Annotated in this window: 22 protein-coding genes; all 22 read right to left on the reverse strand. The window is 62.1% G+C overall.

What is annotated here, in order from left to right:
• Positions 1–11 precede the first annotated feature (11 nt).
• Positions 12–2,126, reverse strand: a complete 2,115-nt coding sequence (flhA, locus tag C4J94_RS19030; protein WP_124389018.1) for a flagellar biosynthesis protein FlhA — start codon at positions 2,124–2,126, stop codon at positions 12–14.
• 973 nt (positions 2,127–3,099) lie between these two features.
• Entirely contained in the window at positions 3,100–4,236 is a 1,137-nt protein-coding gene (flhB, locus tag C4J94_RS19045; protein ID WP_124387574.1) for a flagellar biosynthesis protein FlhB, read from the reverse strand.
• 3 nt (positions 4,237–4,239) lie between these two features.
• Positions 4,240–5,025, reverse strand: coding sequence for a flagellar biosynthetic protein FliR (gene fliR / locus C4J94_RS19050; RefSeq protein ID WP_124387575.1), 786 nt, complete (start codon positions 5,023–5,025; stop codon positions 4,240–4,242).
• 4 nt (positions 5,026–5,029) lie between these two features.
• Entirely contained in the window at positions 5,030–5,299 is a 270-nt protein-coding gene (fliQ, locus tag C4J94_RS19055; RefSeq protein ID WP_027603863.1) for a flagellar biosynthesis protein FliQ, read from the reverse strand.
• 4 nt (positions 5,300–5,303) lie between these two features.
• Positions 5,304–6,047, reverse strand: a complete 744-nt coding sequence (gene fliP, locus C4J94_RS19060) for a flagellar type III secretion system pore protein FliP (RefSeq protein ID WP_124363771.1) — start codon at positions 6,045–6,047, stop codon at positions 5,304–5,306.
• Positions 6,047–6,481 carry a flagellar biosynthetic protein FliO gene (fliO, locus tag C4J94_RS19065; protein WP_124387576.1) on the reverse strand — a complete coding sequence of 145 codons (435 nt, stop codon included), beginning with the start codon at positions 6,479–6,481 and terminating at the stop codon, positions 6,047–6,049. The genes fliP and fliO overlap by 1 nt, the downstream gene beginning before the upstream one ends.
• A 1-nt stretch (position 6,482) precedes the next feature.
• A complete protein-coding gene (gene fliN, locus C4J94_RS19070; protein ID WP_124387577.1) occupies positions 6,483–6,950 on the reverse strand; it encodes a flagellar motor switch protein FliN in 468 nt (155 codons plus the stop codon).
• Positions 6,951–7,006: 56 nt separating this feature from the next.
• Positions 7,007–7,975 carry a flagellar motor switch protein FliM gene (gene fliM, locus C4J94_RS19075; RefSeq protein WP_010166091.1) on the reverse strand — a complete coding sequence of 323 codons (969 nt, stop codon included), beginning with the start codon at positions 7,973–7,975 and terminating at the stop codon, positions 7,007–7,009.
• A gap of 9 nt (positions 7,976–7,984) precedes the next feature.
• The gene (gene fliL / locus C4J94_RS19080) at positions 7,985–8,485 is read right to left on the reverse strand and encodes a flagellar basal body-associated protein FliL (protein WP_124387578.1); all 501 of its coding nucleotides are present in this window, start codon (positions 8,483–8,485) and stop codon (positions 7,985–7,987) included.
• Between the two features lie 211 nt (positions 8,486–8,696).
• Complete coding sequence (locus C4J94_RS19085; RefSeq protein WP_124387579.1) at positions 8,697–9,983, reverse strand: flagellar hook-length control protein FliK; 1,287 nt, start codon at positions 9,981–9,983, stop codon at positions 8,697–8,699.
• Positions 9,984–10,086: 103 nt separating this feature from the next.
• Positions 10,087–10,431 (reverse strand): Hpt domain-containing protein, encoded by a 345-nt coding sequence (locus tag C4J94_RS19090; protein ID WP_124387580.1) that lies wholly within the window; start codon positions 10,429–10,431, stop codon positions 10,087–10,089.
• Positions 10,432–10,461: 30 nt separating this feature from the next.
• Positions 10,462–12,180, reverse strand: coding sequence for a fused response regulator/phosphatase (locus C4J94_RS19095; RefSeq protein ID WP_124387581.1), 1,719 nt, complete (start codon positions 12,178–12,180; stop codon positions 10,462–10,464).
• Entirely contained in the window at positions 12,177–12,482 is a 306-nt protein-coding gene (locus tag C4J94_RS19100) for an STAS domain-containing protein (RefSeq protein WP_124387582.1), read from the reverse strand. Before C4J94_RS19100 ends, C4J94_RS19095 begins: the two co-directional genes overlap by 4 nt.
• A gap of 166 nt (positions 12,483–12,648) precedes the next feature.
• Positions 12,649–13,098, reverse strand: a complete 450-nt coding sequence (gene fliJ / locus C4J94_RS19105; protein WP_124387583.1) for a flagellar export protein FliJ — start codon at positions 13,096–13,098, stop codon at positions 12,649–12,651.
• A 3-nt stretch (positions 13,099–13,101) separates the two neighbouring features.
• Positions 13,102–14,460 carry a flagellar protein export ATPase FliI gene (gene fliI / locus C4J94_RS19110; RefSeq protein WP_124363780.1) on the reverse strand — a complete coding sequence of 453 codons (1,359 nt, stop codon included), beginning with the start codon at positions 14,458–14,460 and terminating at the stop codon, positions 13,102–13,104.
• Positions 14,450–15,214, reverse strand: coding sequence for a flagellar assembly protein FliH (gene fliH / locus C4J94_RS19115; RefSeq protein WP_124387584.1), 765 nt, complete (start codon positions 15,212–15,214; stop codon positions 14,450–14,452). The genes fliI and fliH overlap by 11 nt, the downstream gene beginning before the upstream one ends.
• Before the next feature lie 10 nt (positions 15,215–15,224).
• On the reverse strand, positions 15,225–16,241 hold the full coding sequence (gene fliG / locus C4J94_RS19120) for a flagellar motor switch protein FliG (protein WP_057721344.1): 1,017 nt from the start codon (positions 16,239–16,241) through the stop codon (positions 15,225–15,227).
• Positions 16,234–18,009 (reverse strand): flagellar basal-body MS-ring/collar protein FliF, encoded by a 1,776-nt coding sequence (gene fliF, locus C4J94_RS19125; protein WP_124387585.1) that lies wholly within the window; start codon positions 18,007–18,009, stop codon positions 16,234–16,236. Before fliF ends, fliG begins: the two co-directional genes overlap by 8 nt.
• Before the next feature lie 16 nt (positions 18,010–18,025).
• Positions 18,026–18,355 (reverse strand): flagellar hook-basal body complex protein FliE, encoded by a 330-nt coding sequence (gene fliE / locus C4J94_RS19130; RefSeq protein WP_124387586.1) that lies wholly within the window; start codon positions 18,353–18,355, stop codon positions 18,026–18,028.
• A 131-nt stretch (positions 18,356–18,486) separates the two neighbouring features.
• Positions 18,487–19,863 (reverse strand): sigma-54 dependent transcriptional regulator, encoded by a 1,377-nt coding sequence (locus tag C4J94_RS19135; RefSeq protein ID WP_124387587.1) that lies wholly within the window; start codon positions 19,861–19,863, stop codon positions 18,487–18,489.
• 7 nt (positions 19,864–19,870) lie between these two features.
• On the reverse strand, positions 19,871–21,082 hold the full coding sequence (locus C4J94_RS19140) for a PAS domain-containing sensor histidine kinase (protein ID WP_124389019.1): 1,212 nt from the start codon (positions 21,080–21,082) through the stop codon (positions 19,871–19,873).
• A 110-nt stretch (positions 21,083–21,192) separates the two neighbouring features.
• Positions 21,193–22,668, reverse strand: coding sequence for a sigma-54 dependent transcriptional regulator (locus C4J94_RS19145; RefSeq protein ID WP_124387588.1), 1,476 nt, complete (start codon positions 22,666–22,668; stop codon positions 21,193–21,195).
• Between the last annotated feature and the right edge of the window lie 126 nt (positions 22,669–22,794).

The following is a 22,794-nucleotide window of genomic DNA, read 5'->3' on the forward strand; positions in this document are numbered from 1 at the left end:
ACCCACTACCCTCAGCCGTTGGGCCCTACTGTCGCGACGATAGTCACTTGCTTATTGTCAGGAATTTCCTGGTAAGCCAACACGTGCAAATTCGGTACTGCCAGGCGCCCGAAGCGCGACAACATCGCGCGGACTGGTCCGGCCACCAGCAGAATCACCGGCTGGCCCTGCATTTCCTGGCGCTGCGCGGCTTCGATCAACGAACGCTGCAGCTTTTCAGCCATGCTTGGCTCCAGCAAAACACCTTCTTCCTGGCCTTGCCCTGCCTTCTGAATACTATTGAGCAATATCTGTTCCAACCTTGGCTCCAAGGTGATCACAGGCAGCTCAGACTCAATGCCTACAATGCTTTGCACGATGGCGCGGGACAAACCGACGCGCACCGCAGCCACCAGCGCGGCAGTATCTTGACTCTTGGCGGCATTGTTGGCGATGGCCTCGGCAATGCTGCGAATATCCCGTACCGGCACTTGCTCGGCGAGCAAGGCTTGCAGCACCTTGAGCAACTGTGACAGCGACAGCACGCCCGGCACCAGCTCTTCGGCCAGTTTTGGCGAGGCTTTGGCCAGCAAACCCATCAATTGCTGGACTTCCTCGTGGCCGATCAGCTCGTGGGAGTGCTTGTAGAGAATCTGGTTGAGGTGGGTAGCGACCACGGTGCTGGCGTCGACCACGGTATAACCGAGGGACTGCGCCTGGCTGCGCTGGCTGACTTCGATCCACACCGCTTCCAGGCCAAAAGCCGGATCTTTGGCGGTGATGCCGTTAAGCGTACCGAACACCTGGCCGGGGTTGATCGCCAGTTCGCGATCCGGGTAGATCTCGGCCTCGGCCAGGATTACGCCCATCAAGGTCAGGCGGTAGGCGCTGGGCGCCAGGTCGAGGTTGTCGCGGATATGCACGGTGGGCATCAGAAAGCCCAGGTCCTGGGACAGCTTCTTGCGCACGCCCTTGATCCGCGCGAGCAACTGGCCGCCCTGGTTGCGGTCCACCAACGGAATCAGGCGGTAACCGACTTCCAGGCCGATCATGTCGATCGGGGTCACGTCGTCCCAGCCCAGCTCCTTGGTTTCCTGGGCGCGGGCCGGGGATGGCAGCAGCTCCTGCTGGCGGGCAATCTCTTGCTGAGCCTGGACCTTCACCGCGTTCTGCTTCTTCCAGAACAGGTAGGCCCCGCCGCCAGCCATGGCTGCCATGCTCAGAAACGAGACGTGGGGCATGCCCGGCACGAGGCCCATGATCGCCATGATGCCCGCCGCCACGGCCAATGCTTTGGGGGAAGCGAACATCTGCCGGCTGATCTGCTTGCCCATGTCTTCGGAGCCCGAAGCACGGGTGACCATGATGGCTGCCGCTGTGGATAACAACAGTGATGGCAATTGCGCCACTAAACCGTCACCAATGGTCAGCAACGCGTACACCTTGCCCGCATCGCCGAAGGTCATGCCGTGCTGGAAGATACCCACGGCCATGCCGCCGATCAGGTTGATGAACAGGATCAGCAGGCCGGCGATGGCATCACCGCGCACGAATTTGCTCGCGCCGTCCATAGAGCCGTAGAACTCGGCTTCCTGGGCTACCTCCAGGCGTCGGGATTTCGCCTGGTTCTGGTCGATCAGGCCGGCATTGAGGTCGGCGTCGATGGCCATCTGCTTGCCGGGCATCGCGTCCAGGGTAAAGCGCGCGCTCACCTCGGAAATCCGCCCGGCGCCCTTGGTCACCACCACGAAGTTGATGATCATCAGGATCGCGAACACCACGATACCGACCACGTAGTTACCGCCGATCACCACTTCACCGAAGGCCTGGATCACCTTACCGGCGGCGGCGTGGCCGTCCTGGCCGTGCAGCATCACCACGCGGGTGGACGCCACGTTCAGCGCCAGGCGCAGCAGGGTTGCCACCAGCAGGATGGTCGGGAACACCGCGAAATCCAGCGGGCGCAGGGCATACACACACACCAGCAGCACCACCACCGACAGCGCGATGTTGAAGGTGAAGAACACGTCGAGCAGGAACGGCGGCATCGGCAACATCATCATTGCCAGCATCACCAGCAACAACAATGGCACACCCAGATTGCCCCGCGACAGGTCAGTCAGGGTGCCACGGGCCGTGCTGAGCATTTGAGAGCGATCTACCACCGGTATTCCTCGTGTCCTTGAAGCAAAGTTTTGACGCTGGAGGGCGTCCTGCAGGCGGTATTGCAAGAAGCCTTCCAACTTTGCTTTTGGGCCCAGGATGACCTTGGGAACGACGCAGCCTACGGGGGTAAGTCAGTTCGAATGTGGGAGGGGGCTTGCCCCCGATGGCGGTGTGTCAGGCCCGGAATAGGTGACTGATATGCCGCTATCGGGGGCAAGCCCCCTCTTACATTTGTAACCGGGGTGGTCTTTTAAAGAAGCCGTATATTCTCGGCCTGAGGACCTTTTTGTGCTTGTTTCACCTCATTGCCGCTCTCCACACACTTATGGACCCGTTTCGGCGCGGTTACCCGCACTGACGGGCAGCGCATAAACGCCCAGGGGTTTATGGATCATTTGAAACGTTATCTGCTCACCAATCGACAGTGCAGCCCAATGCCAATCCCTCCAATCGATAAAGACGCAGTCCTGCCCGTCTTCCAGCGCTATCAACCACTCGCCCCTGGCCAACTCATAGGATTTGACTGTACCCGTAGCCACTTTCAACCCCGTTCTCCCTGCATCTCGTTTACAGCCTGCGCGCAGTGCCTGACGCAATAGAACCGCGAGACGCTGCCGCTGGCTACTGTCAAAGTTGACAGGTAGACGCGAGCGGCCGATGGATGCTAGTGAGGGGATTATGTTTTCGGTTGTTTTTTTCGCTTGCGGGGTTTTCGCAAGGTGGGAGCGGCTGGCGGGACGTCACCGCACTTAGCGCCTGTCGACTGCACAGCGACCTCATTGCCATCACGGTCCCGGGCAATAAAGCCAATGCCCTTTACCGCATCGAACCACCTGACCGTAGCCCTATCCATCACAGCCTCCCGAGCCGCGCATGGCTGCGCGGCTCATCGTTCTATCAGACAGTGAAGGCGGCGTATTGGCTACTGTCAAAGTTGACAGGTTAGACAGGCATTTACGTGTCGCGACGCAAATCCGGCGGAATCGGCAGGTCCTTGAGCGGATCCGGGCGCTTGCCCTTGCCCGCGCGGTACTGGCGGATCTGATAGACGTAGGCCAATACCTGCGCCACGGCCAGGTACAGCCCGGCCGGGATTTCCTGGTCGAGGTCGGTGGAGTAGAAAATCGAGCGCGCCAGGGCCGGCGATTCCAGCAGCAGAATGTCGTTGGCCACGGCGATTTCGCGAATTTTCAGCGCGGTAAAGTCACTGCCCTTGGCCAGCAGCATGGGCGCGCCACCCTTCTCCGGGTCGTACTTGAGGGCGACGGCGTAGTGGGTCGGGTTGGTGATGATCACATCGGCATCGGGCACCGAGGCCATCATCTTGCGCTGAGACATTTCGCGCTGCAGTTGGCGGATGCGCTGCTTGACCTCTGGGCGCCCTTCCTGATCCTTGTGTTCGTCGCGCACTTCCTGCTTGGTCATCAGCAGTTTCTTGTGGCTTTCCCACAGCTGGATCGGCGCGTCTACCGCCGCAATGATGATCAGCCCGGCAGACATCCACAACGCACTCCACCCCACCACTTGCAGGCTATGGATAATCGCCGACTCCAGCGGTTCATGGGCGATGCGCAGCAAGTCGTCGATGTCGGATGACAACACCGACAACGCTACGAACAGAATCAGAATGAATTTGGCCAGGGCCTTGAGCAGCTCCACCAGGGCCTTGGTGGAAAACATGCGCTTGAGCCCGGCCGCCGGATTCATGCGGCTGAACTTGGGCGCCATGCTGCCGGCGGCAAACAGCCAGCCGCCGAGGGCGACCGGGCCGATCAGCGCGGCCAGCAATAATGTGATCAGAATCGGCTGCACCGCCAGGATCGCGATTTTTCCCGAGTGCAGCAGGTATTGCCCCATGGAATCAGGGTTGAGCAGTACCTCGCGGGGCAAACTGAAGTTGTGCTTCATCAGTTCCAGCAAGTCCAGCGCCAGGCCACCGCCGTAGATCAGCAGCGCGCCGGCACCGGCCATCATGGTCGCAACGGTATTGAGCTCTTTGGAGCGTGCGATCTCGCCCTTTTCCCTGGAGTCCTTTTTACGTTTCTCCGTGGGGTCTTCTGTTTTGTCCTGACCGCTCTCGCTCTCGGCCATGGCTCAGCGCGCCCGTGCCAAGTCACGTAGGAACTGCAGGGCGTCGGTCGCCAGCGGTTGATACTGATTGAGAATGTCAGCCAGGCCGATCCAGAAAATCCCCATGCCCAACACCAGAGTCAATGGGAAGCCAATCGAGAAGATGTTCAGTTGCGGCGCCGCACGGGTCATCACGCCAAACGCGATGTTGACCACCAGCAGCGCAGTGATCGCCGGCAACACCAGCAGCAAGGACGCGCCCAATACCCAGCCGAGGCGCCCGACCACTTCCCAGAAATGGTTGACCACCAGTCCCGAGCCGACCGGCAAGGTGGTGAAGCTTTCGGTCAGCACCTCGAACGCCACCAGATGGCCGTTCATGGCCAGGAACAGCAAGGTCACCAGCATGGTCAGGAACTGCCCGATCACCGCCGCCGACACACCGTTGGTGGGGTCGACCATGGACGCGAAGCCCATGCCCATCTGCACCGAAATGATTTGCCCGGCGACCACGAACGCCTGGAAAAACAGGCTCAGGGAAAAGCCCAGCATGGCGCCGATCAGGACCTGTTCGGCGATCAGCAGCAGCGCGCTGAGGTCGAGCGCGTTGACCGGGGGCATCGGCGGCAGGCCCGGCACGATGACGACGGTAATCGCGACCGCAAAATACAGCCGCACACGCCGCGGTACCAGGGTGGTGCCGAACACCGGCATGGCCATCAACATGGCCGTGACGCGAAACAGCGGCAGGATGAACGAGGCCACCCAGGTACTGATCTGGGTGTCGGTCAAGGCCAGTAACGATTGCATCGGCTCAGCCGATCAACTGCGGAATACTGCCGTACAGCTGCAGGATGTATTCCATGAAGGTTTGCACCAGCCACGGGCCGGCGACGATCAACGTGATCAGCATAACCAGCAGGCGCGGCAGGAAGCTCAGGGTCTGCTCGTTGATCTGGGTGGCCGCCTGGAACATCGCCACCAGCAGGCCGACCAGCAGGCTCGGCACCACCAGCACGGCGACCATCACGGTGGTCAGCCACAGCGCTTCACGGAACAGGTCGACGGCAACTTCTGGGGTCATGGCGCTATACCCCTCCGAAACTGCCGGCCAGGGTGCCGATAATCAGCGCCCAGCCGTCCACCAGCACAAACAGCATGATCTTGAACGGCAACGAGATGATCAGCGGCGACAGCATCATCATGCCCATCGCCATCAGCACGCTCGCCACCACCAGGTCGATGATCAGGAACGGGATGAAAATCATGAAGCCGATCTGGAACGCGGTCTTCAATTCCGAGGTGACGAAGGCCGGTACCAGGATGGTCAGCGGGGCCTGGTCCGGCGTGGCGATGTCGGTGCGCTTGGACAGGCGCATGAACAGCTCTAGGTCGCTGGAGCGGGTCTGCGACAGCATGAAGTCCTTGATCGGGCCCTGGGCCTTGTCGATGGCGTCCTGGGCGGTCATTTTTTCCGCCAGGTAGGGTTGCAGGGCTTGCTGGTTCACCTTGTCGAACACCGGCGCCATGATGAACAGCGTCAAGAACAACGCCATGCCGGTCAGGATCTGGTTCGACGGCGTCTGTTGCAGGCCCAGCGCCTGGCGCAGGATCGAGAACACAATGATGATCCGCGTGAAGCTGGTCATCAGCATGACGAACGCCGGGATAAAACTCAGCGCGGTCATGATCAGCAGGATCTGCAGGCTGACCGAATATTCCTGCGCCCCGGCCGCATTGGTGCCCAGGGTAATCGCCGGGATCGACAACGGGTCGGCGCCCAGCGCCATCGGCGCGGCCAGCAACAGCATGAGCGTCAGGAACACGCGCATTACTTCTTATCCTTCTGATCCTTGCCCAGCAACTCCATCAGGCGCTGGGCGAATTCTGGCGTGGCGGCCTCGGTCTTGGCCGCGTCCACCGGTGTCTTGAGTACGTGCAGCGGGGTAATGCGGCCGGGGGTGAGACCGAGCAGGATCTGCTCCTCACCCACCTGCACCAGCACCAGGCGATCACGCGGGCCCAGGGCGCGCGAGCCGATCATCTCGATGACCTGGGCGTTGCCCGGGCCGATACGCTGCACGCGGCGCATCAACCAGGCCAGTACGAAAATCAGGCCGACCACCAGCAACAGGCCGAGCATCAGTTGCGTCAATTGCCCGCCGACGCTGCCCACCGCGGGGGCCGCAGCCGCTTGCGCGACCGGTTCAGCCGCCAGGGCGCTCAATGGCAGCGCCAGCATCAGTCCCGCCAGCGAATACTTCATTTCAGCGCAACTTCTTGATGCGTTCGCTCGGGCTGATCACGTCCGTCAGGCGAATGCCGAACTTCTCGTTGACCACCACCACCTCGCCATGGGCGATCAGCGTGCCGTTGACCAGCACGTCCAGCGGCTCGCCGGCCAGGCGGTCGAGCTCGATCACCGAGCCCTGGTTGAGCTGCAGCAGGTTACGGATGTTGATCTCGGTGCTGCCCACTTCCATGGAAATCGACACCGGAATATCCAGGATCACATCCAGGTTAGGGCCGTCGAGGCTCACCGGGTCGTTGTTTTTCGGCACGCTGCCGAATTCTTCCATCGGCAGGCGCTTGCCGGCCGGCGCAGAGGCGGCGTCGGCGGCCAGCAGCGCGTCGATGTCGTCCTGGCCGACATCGCCGGTTTCTTCCAGGGCCGCTGCCCACTCGTCAGCCAGGGCCTGGTCTTCGGCGGAAGTGTTTTCGTGTTCGGTAGCCATTACATGTCCTCGGCGCAGCAAACAATCAGAAATAGGGGATGCATCATGGGGTTGGGTCAGCGTCGGTTGATCGGCTCAATCACTTGCAACGCCAGGTTGCCCTTGTGGGAACCGAGCTTGACCTTGAACGACGGCACACCGTTGGCGCGCATGATCAGTTCTTCTGGCAACTCGACCGGGATCACATCTCCCGGCTGCATGTGCAGAATGTCGCGCAGGCGCAGCTGGCGACGGGCCACGGTGGCGCTCAGGGGCACGTCGACGTCCAGCAGGTCTTCGCGCAAAGCCTTGACCCAGCGTTCGTCCTGGTCGTCGAGGTCGGATTGGAAACCGGCATCGAGCATTTCGCGCACCGGCTCGATCATCGAATACGGCATGGTCACGTGCAGGTCGCCGCCACCGCCATCGAGTTCGATGTGGAAGGTCGACACCACAATGGCTTCGCTCGGCCCGACGATGTTGGCCATGGCCGGGTTCACTTCCGAGTTGATGTACTCGAAATTGACTTCCATGATCGCCTGCCAGGCTTCCTTCAAGTCAATGAAGGCCTGCTCCAGCACCATGCGTACCACGCGCAGTTCGGTGGGGGTGAATTCGCGGCCTTCGATCTTGGCGTGACGGCCGTCGCCGCCGAAGAAGTTGTCCACCAGTTTGAACACCAGCTTGGCGTCGAGGATGAACAGCGCGGTGCCGCGTAACGGCTTGATCTTGACCAGGTTGAGGCTGGTGGGTACGTACAGCGAGTGCACGTATTCACCGAACTTCATCACCTGCACGCCGCCCACCGCCACGTCCGCCGAACGGCGCAGCATGTTGAACATGCTGATGCGGGTGTAACGGGCGAAACGTTCGTTGATCATTTCCAGGGTCGGCATGCGTCCACGGACGATGCGATCCTGGCTGGTCAGGTCGTAACTTTTGACGCTGCCGGGCTCGGCAGCCATTTCGGTCTGTACCAGACCGTCGTCGACGCCATGCAACAGCGCGTCGATTTCATCCTGGGACAGCAGGTCTTGCACGGCCATGTCGTGGTCCTACTGCAATACGAAGTTAGTGAAGAGCGCCTGCTCGACCACGACTTTGCCGAGCTCTTTCTGGGCCACTTCCTGCACGCTGGCAGTGACCTTCTGGCGCAGCATTTCCTGGCCCACCGGAGTGGCCAGGCTGTCGAAGCTCTGCCCGGAGAACAGCATCACCAGGTTGTTGCGGATCACCGGCATGTGCACCTTGAGCGCGTCCAGGTCCGCCTGGTTGCGCGCCAGCAAGGTGATGCTCACCTGCAAATAGCGCTGGCGACCATTCTGATTGTAGTTGGCGACAAACGCCGGAAGCATCGGCTCGAAGATTGCCGGTTGCTTGACGTTAGTGGCGGTCTCGGCGGCGGGGGCCGGCTTGCTGGCGCTGCTGTGCATGATGTACCAGGTGCCGCCAACCGAGGCGCCAATGGCCAGGAGCAGGCCCAGCACAATCAGCAGGATCAGCTTGAGCTTGCCTTTGCCTGCGGGGGGAGTTGCTGCGTCGTCGCTCTTCGCCATGCCAATAATCCGTCACTATTCTGGGATTCATAGATCTACGCAAAGGCAAGAGCAAGTGTTATGCCAGAGTTGTCTGGCATCAGGGCAACACAAATCAAATGTGGAAGGGGGCTTGCTCCCGATAGCAGTGTGTCAGTCAACAAATCTGTTGCTGATACATCGCAATCGGGGGCAAGCCCCCTCCCACATTTGGAGCTCGGTTCGGCTTGGGTCAGGCGTAATAGTCGACGGCGCTGGAGCCGATCACGCTGCTCACCACTGGCGCGACGGCGGCCGCCACGTCGACAGGGTCGGCGCCGTCGCCAGCGCTACTGCGACCGCCACTTACGCTCCGCGCCTGGCTTTGCTGTTGCTGCTGCTCCTGGCCCCGGGACTGGTCCGACACATTTACATCCACCTGGCCCATGCCCTGCTGGGCGAACATTTCGCGCAGGCGGCCAGACTGGCTTTCCAGCGCTTCACGCACCACCGCATGGCCGCTCATGAAACTCACCTGGGCCTGCTGGTCGGGCGTCATGTTGACCTTGATATCCAGACGCCCGAGTTCAGCCGGCTGCAGCTGGATTTCGGCTGACTTGAGGTTGGCGCTGGAGAGGTACATGACGCGGTTGACCACTTCCTCGGTCCAGCCGCTCTGGTGCATGGCCAGCGGGGCGTTGATCACCGGCGGCAAGGCATTGGCGGTTTTCGGCGTGGCGGCTTGGGTCAGCGCGGCCAGGCGATTGGCGAAGTCATCCACACGGGTGTCGCTGCTGGCGTCTTTCAAATCCTTGAGACCGTCATCGATCAGCGCGCCGAAGGCTTTGTCGCCGCCCTGGTCAGTGCTGTCCTTGGTGGCTTGTTGATCGACCAGGGTGACCAGGCCCGCCGCGAAGTTCTGTGCGGCGCTCGGCTGATCCAGCGATGGGATTGGCGCAGCTTTCTGCGGCGTCTGGCTGCTGGCCGACACATGACCGCCCTGCTCCATCGCCAGGCGCACGGCGGGCACCGCGTCCAGGGGATCGGCTTGCGGGTCGAAGACCGGTGGTTTGGCCTCGTCGATCACTGCGACAGGGGCGGCAGCGACCGGTTGGGGCTTGTCATCCGCCACGACTGCCGCAGGCGCTGGGGGCTCTACCGGAACGGCGACGGGCATGACCGCAGCGATCAACGCGGGATCAACCGGCGGGTCTGCCGGCGGCTGTTGCGCCAGCGACGGATCAGTGGGCGTATCGTCGGCGCCCTCGTCGGCCTCGGCCGGCTTGGCAGGCAAGGGATTGCCGCTATCGGCAACCGCTGGGGTGCTGGCGGCAGATTTGTCGTCCCCCGCTGTCGGCGTCGATTTGGCCGGGGTGTCGCTGGTTTTCGACGCCGGTTTGGCGCCTTGGTTGGCGAACACTTGAGCGAAGCCAGGGCCCTTGTCCCGTGGGTCCGCTGCCGCTGGCGCAGGGCTGGCGGCAGGCGCTTGAGGCTTGGCCGCAGGGGCAGCCTGAAGGAGCGAATTGGGGGCGACTGGCATAGGTAAAGGTCTCCACTGCATGGGATCGGGGATGCAGTATCCAGAGCTACAGCAAGAGTCGGGCCAAGTCACCCGAGATCGATAAATCACGGCTCAACGCGATTCAGAGACTGAAGCGCTCCCGCTCCGATTCATACAACGGCCGAACCAATGCAAACTCATGATCAATCTGATCGACCAGGGCGCCAAGGTCCGCGGTCGCCCCAACGGACTCCACTTCCAGGCGCTGACACAACTGCGCCAATCGCACCGCCCCCAGGTTGCCGCTGCTGCCCTTGAAGCTATGCGCTATGCGCCCGAGCGCCTTGGCGTCATCGCGTGCCTTGCGCAACGCGGTGACGCGTTCTTCAGAATCATGCAGGAAGGTTTCCAGCAATCGCGGGTATTCGGCCTCCATCACTTCCTGCAAGCCCGACAACACGTTGGGGTCCAGATGAATCTCAGCCACTTGCTCGCTCCTTGATCAAGAATCGGCGGATTATGCCAGAGCCTTCCAGCAAAACTCCACGCAGACACTGCGCCCGCCGTCGGACCAGCGTACATCGCTGCTCAGTTGACGCACCAGGCTCAAGCCGCGACCGGACAGACGGTCGATATCCAACGGCCGCGCGAGCACCTGATCAACATCGAAACCCAGCCCGCTGTCTTCGATACGCAAAGTCAACCTGCCACCCGTCACGGTCGGTTCCACCTGCACATGCACCCGGATGTAACCGTGGCTCAGGTTCGCCAGCCGTTCGTTGCGCTGCTGATAATACTGCGCAAAGCCCTGGGCATCGCGCTTGAGCTGCGAATCCAGGCCCAGTACGCCATGCTCCAGTGCATTGGAATACAACTCCGCCATCACGCTGTAAAGCGCCCCGCCCTGCTCACGCAGGCCATGGACCTCCAGCAGCAGTTGCAGCAGGTAGGGCAGTGGGTTGTAGCTTTTGAGCGTCTGCGCGCGAAATTCGAAGCTCACCGACCAGTCCAGCGGGCACGACTGGCCGCTGTCGGTATACATCGGCTCGGCCGCACGCAACGGCTGGTCGGCCTGCAAGGTGATCTCCACCATGCTGACGTCATCCCGGGCGCGGCCACGGAACGCCGCCAGCGCCTGCTCGATATCCTCGAACAACCGGTCGGGCTCACGGTTGGCGGCGAACACTTGTTGCAAACGCTCGGCGCCGAACAGCTGCTCGTTGGCGTCGGCCGTATCCAGCACCCCATCGGACAGCAAAAACACCCGGTCGCCCAAGGCCATCGGCCAGACCTCGGTACTGTCATCGAAGGCGCGCGCCGAGAGCACTCCCAACGGCAGATGTCGCGATATCAGCGCGGTGCGTTGGCCCGTGGCGACGTCATGCACATACCCCTCGGGCATGCCGCCATTCCACACTTCCACCACCCGCCGCTGTGGGCTCAGGCACAACAGCGTCGCGCAGCAGAACATGTCCACCGGCAGGATGCGCTTAAGCTTGGCATTCATTTCCCGCAGGATCTGCGTCAGGCCATAACCCTTGGCGGTCATGCCATAGAACACCTCGGCCAGGGGCATGGCACCGATAGCGGCCGGCAAACCGTGGCCGGTGAAATCGCCGAGCAGCACGTGCATGTCGCCGGACGGCGTGTAGGCCGCCAGCAGCAAATCACCATTGAACAGCGCATAGGGTGATTGCAGGTAGCGGATATTCGGCGCCGCGTTGATGCAACCCGAATGCGCGACTTTGTCGAAGACCGCCTTGGCCGCACGCTGTTCATGCAGCAGGTAGTCGTGGTGCCGGGCGATCAGGTCACGCTGTTGCAACACCGTGGCCTGCAAGCGGCGCAGACGGTCCATGGCGTTGATCTTGGCGGCCAGGATCAGCGGATTGTAGGGTTTGGGCAGGAAGTCATCGCCGCCGGCATCCAGGCATTGAGCCAGGGCTTCGCTTTCACGCAACGAGGTGAGGAAGATGATCGGCACCAGCGCCTCGCCCGCCAATTGCTTGATCTGCCGTGCCGCTTCGAAGCCGTCCATCACCGGCATCAGGGCATCCATCAGCACCAGTTGCGGTCGCTCAAGGGCGAACACCTCTGTGGCCTCTACGCCGTTCCTGGCGGTGAGTACCTGGTGACCCTGACGCCGGATAATCGTCGACAGCAACAGCAGATCGGCGGCGCTGTCCTCGGCGATCAGGATCGTCAGCGGCTCGAGGACAGGGGCCAGGAAGCTCAACTTAAATCAAACAGTTTGTCGAAGTTGGAGATGGCGAGGATCTTGCGCACGTCGGCGTTGCTGTTGATCACGCGGACTTCTGCGTCATCACCACCGGCATGGTCGCGCAGCAGCAGAAGCATGCCCAGGGCCGAGCTGTCCATATACGTGGTTTCCTTGAGGTCCACGACGTACAACTCAGGCACTTTGTAAAACCGCTCGTAGGCATCACGAAATGCCTGGTGGCTGCCGAAATCGAATCGACCCCTGATTGCGATCGTCAACTTCGTCCCGTCCAGGGATACTTCTGACTCGATTGACATGTGACTGCTTCCTTGTCGTTGGCACTAGACACAAGGTGTAGCAGCTGAACCTGATGTGAGCAACACAGCAGTTCAAATGTGGGAGGGGGCTTGCCCCCGATAGCGGTGTATCAGCAATGAATTTATTGGCTGACACACTGCATCGGGGGCAAGCCCCCTCCCACATTTAGAACTGTTCCTGGCGGGGAAGGCGCTGTGACAGCTCATCGAGCAGCTTCTGCTCACGCTTATCCTCGAGGGCCCGTGCTTCGTCGAGATAGCGCTGCACCAGCTTGCGCAACCCTTCGACGCGGGCGAACGCCGCTTGCCAGCTTTCGCGGGCTTTATCGAGGTTGTTCTGGTGCCAGGCCAGACTCTGGCGCTGTTGGCCGACGGCGGTTTCCAGTTGATTGAGAAAGCCCTGGTACCCCATCAGCCACTGGCCCGACACGCCCTTGCTGCCGCGCTCGATCCACTGCTGCTGGTATTCGCTGCGAAAGCTCTCAAGGTCGCCCAGCTTGCTTTCCGCCAGGCGCACCTGGCCCTGGAAATAGCCCAGGCGCTGCACGGCGGTCTTTTCGGCCTTTTCGGCCATTTCCACCACCGGGGCCAGGCGCGCAGCACGGCTGTTGGCCATGGCTTAGCCGCCTGGCGCCGGGGCGAAGATGGACTGCAGATGCGCTTCGCTTTCGCCCATGCTGATCTTGTCGTTAAGGCCCTGACGCAGGTAGGTCACCAATTGCGGTTGCAGGGCAATCGCCAGGTCGGTCTCGCGATCGCCGCCGGCCACGTAGGCGCCGACGCTGATCAGGTCGCGGCTCTGCTGATAACGCGACCACAACTGCTTGAAGTATTGCGCGCGGGCCATGTGCTCCGGCGTGACCACCGCCGGCATCACCCGGCTGATGGACGCCTCGATGTCGATGGCCGGGTAATGCCCTTCTTCGGCCAGGCGCCGCGACAGCACGATGTGCCCATCGAGCACGCCCCGCGCCGAGTCGGCAATCGGGTCCTGCTGGTCGTCGCCTTCGGACAACACCGTATAGAACGCGGTGATCGAACCGCCGCCGGCCTCGGCATTACCCGCCCGCTCCACCAGCTTGGGCAGCTTGGCGAACACCGACGGCGGATAACCCTTGGTCGCCGGCGGCTCGCCGATGGCCAGGGCGATCTCGCGCTGGGCCTGGGCGAAACGAGTGAGCGAGTCCATCAGCAACAGGACATTCTTGCCCTTGTCGCGAAAATATTCGGCGATGCGCGTGCAGTACATGGCCGCACGCAAGCGCATCAGCGGGGCATCATCCGCTGGGGAAGCCACCACCACCGAGCGCTTGAGCCCTTCTTCACCGAGGCTGTGTTCGATGAATTCCTTGACCTCACGGCCACGCTCGCCGATCAGCCCGACCACAATGATGTCGGCTTCGGTAAAACGCGTCATCATGCCCAGCAACACCGATTTACCCACACCGGTACCGGCGAACAGGCCCAGGCGCTGGCCTCGACCGACCGTCAATAAACCGTTGATGCTGCGAATACCCACGTCCAGTGGCACGCTGATGGGGTTACGGTTGAGCGGGTTGATCGTAGGGCCGTCCATCGGCACCCAGTCCTCGGCCTTCATGCCGCCCTTGCCGTCCAGCGCGCGGCCGGCGCCGTCGAGCACGCGGCCGAGCATGCTCATGCCCATCGGCAAGCGCCCGGTGTCGGCCAATGGCACCACGCGGGCACCGGGGGCGATACCGGCGAGGCTGCCCACCGGCATCAGGAAGATCTTGTTGCCGGAAAAACCCATCACTTCGGCTTCGACCTGCACCGGGTGGTAGCTGTCATCGTTGATCACCATGCAACGGCTGCCCATGGCGGCACGCAAGCCCTCGGCTTCGAGGGTCAGGCCGACCATGCGCAACAGGCGCCCTTCCAGGATCGGCTGGCCGGGCAACTCAGTGGCCTCGGCGTAGCTGCCCAGGCGCTTGGCGAAGCTGGTGCGATCAAGGCGCATCGCTGGCGTCCAGGTCAACGCTGATATCGGCTTGGGCGGGGTTCAATGCCTGCTCGTGCTGTTGGTCCAGCAACTTGGCCATGATCTGGCTGATGCGGGTTTCCACTGTGGCATCGATGCGGCTGTGCTCGGTCTCGACGCGGCAGCCACCCGGCTGCAGCGAAGCGTCCTCGACGATGCGCCAGGTTTCTTCATGGCGCTCGCGCAAGGCTTTGACCTGCTCGAAATCCTGCGGGTTGATGTACAGGCGCACATTGCCGACACCCAGGGGCAGCAGCTTGAGGGCTTCGCGCATCACGCTTTCAATCTGGCTCGAATCAAGCACCAGTTCACGCTGGATCACCTGGCGCGCGATGTGCTGCACCAGGCCGACCATGGCCTTTTCCAGTTGCGAGTCCTGCTCGGCAATCGGCTCGAACAGGCTGCCCATCAAGCGCTCGAGGCTGGCCAGCTTACCGCCGAGGGCTTCTTCGGCTTCCTGGCGGACCTTGAGGGTGGAGCTGCGAAAGCCATCTTTTTCACCGGCCGCAAACCCTTCGTTGTAAGCCTCCTGGCGGATCGCTTCCAACTCTTCAAGGGTCAGTGGCTGGACTTCCTCCAGCGGCACTTCTTCCATCTGCGCCGGCGGCTCTTCCACCGGTTCAGGCTCAGGCTCCGGCACGTGGGGGTCGAAGCTGGGCAACGACCAGATGTCGAACCCGCCGACATCCCGCGCGCGAATCAGATCGCTGGGCGTCTCATCTTTGTTCGACATGCAGGGCGCCTTAGATCATTTCTTCGCCGCCCTTCCCGCCGAGAACGATTTCTCCGGCTTCGGCCATACGGCGGGCAATGGTGAGGATTTCTTTCTGCGCGGTCTCCACGTCGCTGACGCGCACCGGGCCTTTGGCTTCCAGGTCGTCGCGCAACAGTTCGGAGGCACGCTTGGACATGTTCTTGAAGATCTTTTCCTTGACGCCTTCGTCCGAGCCCTTGAGGGCCAGCACCAGCACGTCGGACGACACTTCGCGCAGCAACGCCTGGATGCCACGGTCGTCGACATCGGCGAGGTTGTTGAACACGAACATCAGGTCTTCGATCTGGCCGGACAGGGTGTCGTCGATCTCGCGGATCGAGTCCATCAACTGGCCTTCGACCGAGCTGTCGAGGAAGTTCATGATGTCGGCGGCACGCTTGATCCCGCCCAGGGTGGTGCGCGAGGCGTTCGAGTTGCCGGAGAACTGTTTCTCCAGAATCGTGTTGAGTTCCTTCAAGGCGGCCGGCTGCACGGTGTTCAACGAAGACACGCGCAGGATGATGTCCAGGCGCACTTTATGGTCGAAGTGGCCGAGCACTTCACCCGCCTGGTCCGGGTCCAGGTAGGCCACGACGATGGCCTGGATCTGCGGGTGTTCGTAGCGGATCACGTCGGCGACCGCGCGCGGCTCCATCCACTTGAGGCTGTCCAGGCCACTGGTGTTGCCGCCCAGCAGGATGCGGTCGATCAGGCCGTTGGCCTTGTCTTCGCCCAGGGCCGAAGTGAGCATTTTGCGGATATAGCTGTCGGAGCCGACGCCCAGGCTGGTCTGGTCGCCGACGATCTCGACGAACTCGCTCATCACCTGTTCGACTTGCTCGCGGTGCACGTTGCGCATCTGCGCCATGGCCACGCCGACGCGCTGGACCTCTTTGGGGCCCATGTGGCGCAGCACTTGGGCGGCGTCGGTTTCGCCCAACGACAGCAGCAACACGGCAGCTTTGTCGACCCGGGAGAGCTTGGCAACAGCGACTCGATCATTCATCAGCGTTAATCCACTCTTTCACGACCTGGGCCACACGGCCCGGGTCTTCTGCCACCAGACTCTTGATTGCGTTCAACTGAGCGTCATAGCCTTCGCTCGGGCTTGGCAACAGGATGCTTTGCGGGCCGCCCAGGCTGACGCGGTCGTTGGCCAGTTCGCCGTCCAGACCACCCATGCCGCCCAGTTCCACGTCGCCACCGGCCAGGGCCAGTTGCTTCTTGCCGTTACCGGTGATGTTGTTGAGCACCGGGCGCAGCACGCCAAACACCAGTACCAGGATGAACATCACACCCAGCACTTGCTTGACGATGTCCCAGAACCACGGCTGGGTGTAGAACGCCGGGTCGGCGATCACTTCGCCGCGCTCGGCAGAGAACGGCATGTTGATCACGCTGACGCTGTCGCCACGGCTGGCGTCGAAGCCAACGGCGTCCTGCACCAGGCGGGTGAAGCGTGCCAATTCGTCGGCGCTCCAAGGCGCGCGGGTGACGGCGCCGTCAGCGGCGTTAACCTTGACCTGGTCATCGACCACCACCGACACCGACAGGCGATTGATCTTGCCCTGCTGCTGCTTGGTGTGGCTGATGGAACGGTCGAGTTCGAAGTTCTTGGTGGACTGGTTACGCTTGTCCGCCGGGTAAGGCGCGAGCATCGGCTGGCCGGTGGCCGGGTCCATGATCTGCTGACCATTGGCGTCCAGCAGCGGTTGGCCGGCCGCAATCGCGCCAGCGGTGGCAGCGGCGCCGCCGGTGGTTTGCGGTGCTGACGCCGGGGCCGGCGGCTGGTTGCTCAGGGCCCCCGGTACGCCTTGCGGGCCATTACTGGCAGTGCGTTGCTCGCTGGTGGACTGCTCGCTGCGCAGGGCGGGCTGGTCCGGGTTGAATTGTTCGGACGTCGATTCCACGGCGCTGAAGTCTACGTCAGCGGACACTTCAGCCTTGTAGCGGTCGTTGCCCAGCACCGGTTGCAGGATGTTGTGCACGCGCTGGGTGAGCATGCTTTCCATGCGACGGCTGTAGTCGAACTGCTTGCCGGCCTGGGTCAGCGCGGAGTTTTCGGCCATGTCGGAGAGCAGGTTACCCTTCTGGTCGACCACGGTGATTTGCGACTTGCTCAACTCTGGCACGCTGGTGGCCACCAGGTTGACGATCGCCAGCACCTGGCCTGGCTCCAGGGAGCGGCCGGAAAACAGTTCGACCAATACCGAGGCGCTTGGCTTGCGCTCATCACGCACGAACACCGAGCTTTTCGGAATGGCCAGGTGCACGCGGGCACCCTTGACGTTGTTCAAGCTGGAAATGGTCCGCGCCAGTTCGCCTTCCAGGCCGCGACGGTAGCGGGTGGCTTCCATGAACTGGCTGGTGCCCAGCCCCTGGTCCTTGTCGAGGATTTCAAAGCCGATATTGCTGTCGGACGGCGTCACGCCGGCGGCCGCCAGTTTCATCCGTGCACGCGCCACATCATCGGCCTTGACCAGCAAGGCGCCGGAGTTGGGCTCTACGGTGTAGGCGATGTCGGCGGCGGCGAGGGTTTCCATGATCTGTTTGGAATCCATGCCCGCCAGGCTGCCGTACAGCGGCCGGTAATCAGGCTGCTGCGACCACAACACCACGGCAAAACCAATCGCCACGCTCGCCGCCAGGCCGACCATCAGGCCCACCTGACGCAGCATGGTCATTTCCGAGAGGTTTTCCAGGAACGACAGGCCAAACAGCGGCGGCTTGCCGTCTGTCTTGGCGGGTACGTTGTCCACGACTGCTTCTGCCATGACTTAAATCTCGCCCTTAAACCGGCATCTGCATGATGTCTTGATAAGCCTGAACCAGCTTGTTACGCACTTGGGTCAAGGCCTGGAAGGAAACACTGGCCTTTTGCGAGGCGACCATCACATCGGTGAGGTCCACGCCGCTTTTACCGATCTCGAACGCGGTCGCCAACTGGCTGGAGGCCTGCTGGGTATCACTGACTTTATTGATTGCCTGACCGAGCATGTCGGCAAAATTGCTTTGGCCCAATTCCGGCGCTGGCGCGACGGATTTCGGCTGAGCCATGGCATCCATTTGCATGGAGCGCATATCCAACATCAACCGATTGAACTCAATACCCTGGCTCATGAACTTCTCTCTCCGACGACCCGCAATTTTTTGACACTACGCAGCGGTTACTAGGGGTGGTAGCAACAAGGGTGCCAGCTCCGTGGCGATTCGTAAGAAAAGGCGACAAACCTTGTCAGCCTAGGTTCTGCTCAGGTGGCGAAGAGATACGCTTCCACATCCATCCCGGCGTCGCGCATCTGCGCCAGCTTGTAGCGCAGGGTGCGCGGGCTGATGCCGAGACGCTCGGCCGCTTCTTTGCGGCGGCCGCGCTCGGCGCGCAGGGTGTCGATGATCATCTGGAATTCGCGGCGACGCAGGTCATCGCCCAGGGCGCCGGCCGATTCTGCTTCGGCAAGCACCGCTGCCGGCGCCAGGCTCGGCAACGGCGCCACGCCATTGCCCAGGGCCAGGCAGAAATCCTGGGGCTGGATCAAGCCGCCTTGCTGCAGGATCAGGGCGCGCTGGATCGCGTTGTCCAGCTCGCGCACATTGCCCGGCCATGGATAACCGACCAGGCAGGCCTGGGCCTCGGCCGACAGCCGCGCCTGGGCGTGCTTCATTTTCTTGACGTGGTTGTTCAGCAGGCGCTCGGCCAGGGGAATGATATCGGCGGGGCGCTCGCGCAACGGGCGCCAGGCCAGCGGAAACACCGACAGGCGATAGAACAGATCTTCGCGAAACCGCCCCGCCGCCACTTCGCCCGTCAGGTCGCGGTTGGTCGTGGCGACCACGCGGATATCCAGCTGGATCGGCTTGCGTGCGCCCACCCGCTCCACTTCGCGCTCCTGCAACACACGCAGCAGCTTGGCTTGCAGACCCAGGGGCATTTCCGAAATTTCGTCGAGCAGAATGGTGCCGCCGTCGGCTTGTTCGAACTTGCCGGCCTGGGCCGCGATGGCGCCGGTGAACGAGCCCTTTTCATGGCCGAACAGCGTGGCTTCGAGCATGTTGTCCGGGATCGCTGCGCAGTTGATCGCGATAAACGGCTGCCGGGCCCGGCTCGATTGCTGGTGGATATAGCGCGCCAACACTTCCTTGCCAGTGCCGGACTCGCCAGAGATCAATACGGTGGAGTCACTGCGCGCCACACGGGCCGCCAGATCCAGCAGTTGCGCGCTGGCCGGCTCGAAGGCAATCGGACCGTCGCCCTCCCCCGCCGAAATCACGCCCAGGGCATGCCTGGCCACCAGTTCGATCAGCGCCTTGGGCTCGAACGGCTTGACCAGGTAATCCGCAGCCCCTTGACGCATGGCGTCCACGGCCCGCTCCACCGCGCCATGGGCGGTCATCAGCAGTACCGGCAATTGCGGCTGGCGCGCACGCAACAGGCCGAGCAACTGGTGGCCGTCCATGCCGGGCATGTTCACATCGCTGACCACCAGGCTGAACGCCTCCTGCTCCACCGCCTCCAAGGCCTCCTCGGCTGAGCCGACCGCGCGGTAGTCATGGCCCGCCAACAGCAGCGTGTCAGCCAATGCTTCACGCAGGGCGCGATCGTCTTCAACCAATAAAACCTTGATAGTCATGTCCCTTCTACTCCGCGCTTGCCGCGCTGGAAAACAGCGGCAAGGTCATCAATGCACAGGTGCCGCGCCCCAACCGGGAGCGCAACTGCAATTCTCCCTGATGCGCGCGCGCCACTGCCTTGACCACGGTCAGGCCCAGGCCGGTGCCGTTGGTCTTGGTGGTGAAAAAAGGTTCGCCCAGGCGCTGCAGCACCGCCGGCGCTATACCGCTGCCGCTGTCGCTGATGCACAGGCGCAGGGTTTGCTCGCGGCTGTACAGGTGCACCTTGAGCCGCGCACCGGGACCGCTGGCCTGGGTGGCGTTTTCGATTAGATTGAGCAGCGCGCCGACCAGGGTGTCGCGATTGCACAGCAACTCGCCTTGGTGACTGTCGCACTGCCAGCGCAGGTTCGCGCCCTGGATATGCGTGGACGCGGCCGCTTGCAGGGCCTGCATCAAACCGGCCGGGGTGACGCGGTCGGTCAAGGGCAATTCGCCGCGGGCAAACACCAGCATGTCGCGCACCTGGTGTTCCAGCTCATGCAGGCGCTCCTTGAGACGCCCGGCAAAACGCTGATGGGTGGCGGCCGGCAATTGCTCATCAGTCAAATGACTGGCGTAGATCAACGCTGCCGACAGCGGCGTGCGGATCTGATGCGCCAGGGAAGCGACCATGCGCCCCAACGACGACAAACGCTCATGCCGGGCCAGTTGGTCTTGCAGGTGACGGGTTTCCGTCAGGTCATTGAGCAGCACCAACTGACCCGGCTCAGCATCCAGAGACCGGGTGGCGATGGACAGGCGGCGCCCGTCCTTGAGGGAAACTTCGTGGCCGTCATCGTCACGCGGCGCAAAGCAGCGGGTGATGACGTGACGCCACAGCTCGCCTTCCAGCGGCAGGCCGAGCAGGTCGCAGGCGGCCGGGTTGGCTTCGCGCACACGGCCCTGGTCATCGATGACGATCACGCCACCGGGCAGCAGCGAGAGCAAATTCTGCAGGCGATTGGCCAGGCGTTCTTTTTCGGCCAGTTCCTGCATGCGCTGGGCGCTGACCACTGCGAGCTCGCCTTTAAGCTCGGACACCCGGGCTTCGAGCAGACTGTAGGAATCGGTCAACTGGCTCGACATCTGGTTGAACTGCGAGAACGCCTGCTCAAGACCCGGGCGGGTCAGCGGCTCTACAGGCGAAACCAGCCCCTGGATGGCAGGGGCCGCAGATAATTGGGCGGCGTGGGGCATCATGCTCTCTCGCTTGGCTGACCGTCAGTGAAACGGAACGTTGCGAGGGCTGTAGCAATACCCGTGCCGAAAAAAAACTACCTGGATTTCAGTCGCTTGAAAAACAGGCGTCAATCATCCGCCTGTTCATCGCCTTCTTTGCGGCTCATGCCGTACTTGCGCATCTTCTCCACCAAGGTGGTTCGACGGATACGCAGGCGCTCGGCGGCGCGGGCAACGATGCCGCTGGCGTCGTCCAGGGCCTGTTGGATCAGGCCTTGTTCCAGGTTGCCGAGGTAGTCCTTCAGATCCAGGCCTTCCGGCGGCAGCATGGCCGTGGCACCGAAGTCCGGCGTATGGCCGTTGATGGCCACGCGCTCTTCCATGTCGCTGCGCAGGCTATCGACCAGTTGCTCGTCTTCATCGTCGACATAGCGGAATTTCTTCGGCAACTCGACCACGCCGATCACACCATAGGGGTGCATGATCGCCATGCGCTCCACCAGGTTGGCCAGCTCGCGCACGTTACCCGGCCAGCCGTGGCGGCACAGGGACATGATCGCGGCGGAGTTGAAACGGATGGAGCCGCGTTTTTCGTGCTCCATGCGCGAGATCAGTTCGTTCATCAGCAACGGGATGTCTTCCACACGCTCGCGCAGCGGCGCCATCTCGATCGGGAATACGTTGAGGCGGTAGTACAGGTCTTCGCGGAAGCTGCCGACCTCGATCATGCTTTCGAGGTTTTTGTGGGTGGCGGCAATGATGCGCACGTCCACGCTCTGGGTCTTGTTGCTGCCCACGCGTTCGAAGGTGCGCTCCTGCAACACGCGCAGCAGCTTGACCTGCATCGGCAGCGGCATATCGCCGATTTCGTCGAGGAACAGCGTGCCGCCATTGGCCAGTTCGAAGCGCCCGGCACGGCTGGTGATCGCCCCGGTAAAGGCGCCCTTCTCGTGGCCGAACAATTCGCTTTCCAGCAGCTCTGCCGGGATCGCCCCGCAGTTGACCGGCACGAACGGCCCGTCGCGACGCTTGGAGTGATAGTGCAGGTTGCGCGCGACCACTTCTTTGCCGGTGCCCGACTCGCCCAGGATCAGCACGCTGGCATCGGTGTCGGCCACTTGCTGCATCATCTGGCGTACGTGCTGGATCGCCCGGCTGGTGCCGACGAGGCTGCGGAACAGGTTGGGTTCACGGTGACGGCCGCGCTCACGGGCCTGATCGTACATCTCGCGATAGACCTGGGCGCGGTGCAGGGAATCGAGCAGCTTGCTATAGCTGGGCGGCATTTCCAGGGTGGAAAGTACCCGGCGGCGCTGGTCTTCAGGCAGGTCGACAGAAGAAATATCGCCCATCAGCAACACTGGAAGGAACTCATCCCAGGTTGACAGTGTCTTTAACAAGCCCAAAACAGCGCCTGGAGCGTTTACCGTCCCGATCAGCACACAAATGACTTCACGGCTCGACGCCAACGAGCTGACCGCCTGCTGCCAATCATGGCTACCGCAGGGTAAATTTTCTTCACCGAGAAAATTTAAAATCACCGCCAAATCGCGGCGGCGGACGCTATCGTCATCGATCAGCAGAATTTTGGTTTCACGCCACATGCAATAGCAACTTCCCTAGTAAAACTTCCTGCCCCGGAATGAGGGCAATCAAGACGGCCGTAGGATTTCGTACTCTATAGACGTCTGAACTCTGAAAACAGCACTAGTTAAGTCAAAAAAGCTGCC

This window comes from Pseudomonas sp. R5-89-07 (assembly GCF_003851685.1).
Taxonomy (GTDB): domain Bacteria; phylum Pseudomonadota; class Gammaproteobacteria; order Pseudomonadales; family Pseudomonadaceae; genus Aquipseudomonas.

Bases quoted from the DNA above. Each gene is read 5' to 3' on its own strand.
- fliG (WP_057721344.1), bottom strand. From the start codon at position 16,241: ATGAATGATCGAGTCGCTGTTGCCAAGCTCTCCCGGGTCGACAAAGCT.
- flhA (WP_124389018.1), bottom strand. From the start codon at position 2,126: ATGCTCAGCACGGCCCGTGGCACCCTGACTGACCTGTCGCGGGGCAAT.
- fliH (WP_124387584.1), bottom strand. From the start codon at position 15,214: ATGTCGAACAAAGATGAGACGCCCAGCGATCTGATTCGCGCGCGGGAT.
- fliI (WP_124363780.1), bottom strand. From the start codon at position 14,460: ATGCGCCTTGATCGCACCAGCTTCGCCAAGCGCCTGGGCAGCTACGCC.
- fliO (WP_124387576.1), bottom strand. From the start codon at position 6,481: ATGAAGTATTCGCTGGCGGGACTGATGCTGGCGCTGCCATTGAGCGCC.
- C4J94_RS19085 (WP_124387579.1), bottom strand. From the start codon at position 9,983: ATGCCAGTCGCCCCCAATTCGCTCCTTCAGGCTGCCCCTGCGGCCAAG.
- fliN (WP_124387577.1), bottom strand. From the start codon at position 6,950: ATGGCTACCGAACACGAAAACACTTCCGCCGAAGACCAGGCCCTGGCT.
- fliJ (WP_124387583.1), bottom strand. From the start codon at position 13,098: ATGGCCAACAGCCGTGCTGCGCGCCTGGCCCCGGTGGTGGAAATGGCC.
- flhB (WP_124387574.1), bottom strand. From the start codon at position 4,236: ATGGCCGAGAGCGAGAGCGGTCAGGACAAAACAGAAGACCCCACGGAG.
- C4J94_RS19100 (WP_124387582.1), bottom strand. From the start codon at position 12,482: ATGTCAATCGAGTCAGAAGTATCCCTGGACGGGACGAAGTTGACGATC.
- fliM (WP_010166091.1), bottom strand. From the start codon at position 7,975: ATGGCCGTGCAAGACCTGCTGTCCCAGGATGAAATCGACGCGCTGTTG.
- fliL (WP_124387578.1), bottom strand. From the start codon at position 8,485: ATGGCGAAGAGCGACGACGCAGCAACTCCCCCCGCAGGCAAAGGCAAG.
- C4J94_RS19145 (WP_124387588.1), bottom strand. From the start codon at position 22,668: ATGTGGCGTGAAACCAAAATTCTGCTGATCGATGACGATAGCGTCCGC.
- C4J94_RS19140 (WP_124389019.1), bottom strand. From the start codon at position 21,082: ATGCCCCACGCCGCCCAATTATCTGCGGCCCCTGCCATCCAGGGGCTG.
- fliF (WP_124387585.1), bottom strand. From the start codon at position 18,009: ATGGCAGAAGCAGTCGTGGACAACGTACCCGCCAAGACAGACGGCAAG.
- fliP (WP_124363771.1), bottom strand. From the start codon at position 6,047: ATGCGCGTGTTCCTGACGCTCATGCTGTTGCTGGCCGCGCCGATGGCG.
- C4J94_RS19135 (WP_124387587.1), bottom strand. From the start codon at position 19,863: ATGACTATCAAGGTTTTATTGGTTGAAGACGATCGCGCCCTGCGTGAA.
- fliR (WP_124387575.1), bottom strand. From the start codon at position 5,025: ATGCAATCGTTACTGGCCTTGACCGACACCCAGATCAGTACCTGGGTG.
- fliQ (WP_027603863.1), bottom strand. From the start codon at position 5,299: ATGACCCCAGAAGTTGCCGTCGACCTGTTCCGTGAAGCGCTGTGGCTG.
- fliE (WP_124387586.1), bottom strand. From the start codon at position 18,355: ATGAGCCAGGGTATTGAGTTCAATCGGTTGATGTTGGATATGCGCTCC.